We start from the raw sequence: 3,345 nt of genomic DNA on the forward strand, positions 1-3,345 counted from the left end.
GTAGTCGCGCGCGTCCAGCCCGTTGCGCTTGCGGTAGTCGATGTTCTGGCTCAGCTCGTGGCTGGGCATGTTGCGTGCGCGTACCAGGCTGGACGACAGCACCGCCGCGTCCAGCTCCGACTCCCAGCGCTCGCCCAGCACCGTCGTCTGCACGGCGGAACGCTCCTTGAAGGTCGTACGGCGCACGTTCTTCAACAGCCAGTAGCCGTCCAGGTGTTCGGCAGTTGCCGCATGGGCGATCGACGCCAGCCGGCCGTCGTCGGCCAGCTCGTACATGCGCACGTCGCGCAGCTGCAGCGCCACCTTGCCGTCGGCCTGCGCCTTCTCTTCGCCACTCTGCGCGTACAGGAAGGTGTTGCCTTCGCGCGCCCACAGACCGGAGTAGCGGTCCATCGCGACGTTGCCGGTGCGCGCGGCCATCTTCAGCACATCGGCCTGACGCTGGCCCCAGGGCCCCAGCGTTTCGCCGCTGAACACCATCAGCACGGTCAGGATGCCCAGCGCCGCGGCGACCGACACGCTCAGGCGCAGGCGCGACAGGCCCAGCGCGCGCAGCGCGGTCAGTTCGGAACTGGCGGCCAGCTGGCCCAGGCCCATCAGCGAACCGATCACGGCCGCCGTGGGGAACATCGTGTAGGCACGGCGCGGCACCGTGTACAGCACCCACGCGACCGCATGCCCGAAGGTGTAGTTGCCGGTGCCGAGATCGCCGATCTCGCCGGACAGCGCCATCACCACGTCCAGGCCGACGAGCACCGCCCAGGTCAGCAGCACCGTGACCAGAACGACCTGGCCCACGTACGTGTCGTGCAGGCGCGGCAACAGCCTCATGCGCGCCTCCGCGGCCGCGACAGCAGGCCGTCACGCAGATAGAACCAGAGGCCCGCCGCGAGCAGCGGCAAGGTCAGCCACCACAGCCCGGCCAGGCCCGGCAGCTTGCCGTCGGCCAGCAGCTGGGTGCCGTTGAACATCAGGCTGATGCCGACCAGATAGGCCAGGAAGCCCAGCATCACCCGTCCGTAGCGGGTCTGCCGCGGTGAACTGCGCGACAGCGGCAGCGTCAGCAGCGCGAACGCCAGCGCCAGCAGCGGCGGCGTCAGGCGCGCGTGCAACTGCGCGTTCGCATCCGGGCGTGGGTCGGCCAGCAGCTGCGGCGTGGTCAGCAGTTCGGGATCGTCCTTGTCCAGCGTATCGGCGCGGTCCGGCAGCGCGACCTCGTTCGACTTGTAGCGGATCAGGCGGTAATCCAGACCTGCACCATCGGGACCTTCGACCCGGAAGCCATCGTCCAGGCGCAGGTAGCGGTTGCGTTCGCCTTCGAAGAACATCTGCCCGGACTTGGCCGTCACCACGTCGATGCGGCCCTCGTTCGCACGATGCATGAACACCTTGCTGAGGCCGGTGCCGTCGGGCGACAGCGCGCTGACGTACACCACGGCACCGCTGGACAGCACGGTGAACTTGCCGGCATCCAGGCCCGACACCACCAAGCTGCGGTTGGCGTGTTCCAGCATGGTCTGCGCGGTGCGCAGCGCCCACGGGCCCAGCCACAGCGAGCACAGGCCGACCGCGATCACGACCGGCACCACCAGCATCATCAGCGGCCGCAGCAGGCGGCGCGGCCCGATGCCGGCCGCCGTCAGCTCCGCCATTTCCGAATCCCGGTACAGGCGCGAGAACGCCAGCAGCAGGCCCAGCATCAGCGCCAGCGGAATGATGTAGGGCATGTAGTTGATGAACTGAAGGCCCAGTTGGGACAACAGCAGCCGCGCCGGCACCTTGCCGTCGGCCACGTCGCCCAGCAGGTCCGCCATCACGCCGCCCACGCTGACCATCAACAGGATGATCAGGGTGGCCAGGAAGCTCTGGGTGAATTCCCGGAAGAGGTAGCGGTCCAGCTTCGGCATCAGGGGGGCTTGATTTACAATCTCGGGCTTGTGCGCCGCATCTGCGGCGGCGGTCTCTGCGGTCCGGGATGGCATCCGCCACCTTCATCCGGCCCGCGATTGTACGTAACTGAACCGGGAATCTGATCAATGACGCTGGAATTCACCCTGAACCATGACGCCCCCGCCCAGGCCGGCGTCGACTGCGTCGTGGTAGGCGCCTACGCCGACAAGAGCCTGACCTCGGCTGGCCAGGCGGTGGACGCGGCCAGCGGTGGCAAGCTGTCGGCGCTGCTGCAGCGGGGCGACATCGGCGGCAAGACCGGCAAGACCACCCTCCTCCACGACCTGCCGGGCGTGACCGCGCCGCGCGTGCTGGTGATCGGCCTGGGCGAGACCGCCAAGTTTGGCGTGGCGCAGTACCTGAAGGCCATCGGCGACGCCGCCCGTGCGCTCAAGCTCGGCCCGGTCCGCAGCGCGCTGTTCACCCTCTCGGAAGTGACGGTCAAGGACCGCGACGCGGCGTGGAAGATCCGCCAGGCGGTGATCGCCGCCGACCACGCCTGCTACCGCTACACCGCCACGCTGGGCAAGAAGAAGAACGACGACCCGGGCCTGACGTCCTTCGCCGTCAGCGGCGACGATGAGCAGGCGCTGGCGCAGGGCATCGCGATCGCCGCCGGCGTGCAGGTCACCCGCGAACTCGGCAACCTGCCACCGAACATCTGCAACCCGGCCTACCTGGCCGAGCAGGCGCAGGCGTTCGCCTCGGAGAACGGCGCCGAAGCCGAGATCCTCGACGAGGCGCAGATGGAAGCGCTGGGCATGGGCTCGCTGCTGGCGGTCGCCCGCGGCTCGGTCAACCGCCCGCGCCTGATCGTCCTGAAGTGGAACGGTGCGACGGAGGCCGACGCCAAGCCCTACGTGCTGGTCGGCAAGGGCATCACCTTCGACACCGGCGGCGTCAACCTGAAGACGCAGGGCGGCATCGAGGAAATGAAGTACGACATGCTGGGCGCCGGCAGCGTCATCGGCACCTTCGTGGCCGCCGTGAAGATGAAGCTGCCGCTGAACCTGGTGGTGATCGTGCCGGCAGTGGAGAACGCCATCGACGGCAATGCGTACCGTCCTTCCGACGTCATCACCAGCATGTCCGGCAAGACCATCGAAGTGGGCAACACCGACGCCGAAGGCCGCCTGATCCTGTGCGATGCGCTGACCTACGCCGAGCGTTTCAAGCCGGCCGCGCTGGTCGACGTCGCCACCCTCACCGGCGCCTGCATGGTCGCGCTGGGCAAGTACGCCACCGGCCTGATGAGCAAGGACGACGAGCTCTCGGCCGAGCTGCTGTCCGCCGGCGAGCAGGTGTTCGACCGCGCCTGGCGCCTGCCGCTGTGGGACGAGTACCAGACCATGCTCGACTCGACCTACGCCGATGTCTACAACGTCGGCGGCCGCT

The 3,345-nt window shown here is 68.4% G+C and carries 3 protein-coding genes; 1 reads left to right on the plus strand and 2 read right to left on the minus strand.

What is annotated here, in order from left to right; translation table 11 throughout:
- On the minus strand, positions 1-831 hold an 831-nt coding region (lptG, locus tag VGF12_RS09885; RefSeq protein WP_331175864.1), incomplete at its 3' end, for an LPS export ABC transporter permease LptG.
- On the minus strand, positions 828-1,907 hold the full coding sequence (gene lptF, locus VGF12_RS09890; RefSeq protein ID WP_331175865.1) for an LPS export ABC transporter permease LptF: 1,080 nt from the start codon (positions 1,905-1,907) through the stop codon (positions 828-830). The genes lptF and lptG, both read right to left, overlap by 4 nt.
- Before the next feature lie 129 nt (positions 1,908-2,036).
- On the opposite strand from lptF, the gene VGF12_RS09895 reads away from it, so the two are divergent.
- The coding region (locus VGF12_RS09895; RefSeq protein WP_331175866.1) for a leucyl aminopeptidase at positions 2,037-3,345 on the plus strand (1,309 nt) is incomplete at its 3' end.

It is taken from the genome of Roseateles sp. (assembly GCF_036404855.1).
GTDB lineage: Bacteria > Pseudomonadota > Gammaproteobacteria > Burkholderiales > Burkholderiaceae_C > Pelomonas.

Bases quoted from the DNA above. Each gene is read 5' to 3' on its own strand.
- lptF (WP_331175865.1), bottom strand. From the start codon at position 1,907: ATGCCGAAGCTGGACCGCTACCTCTTCCGGGAATTCACCCAGAGCTTC.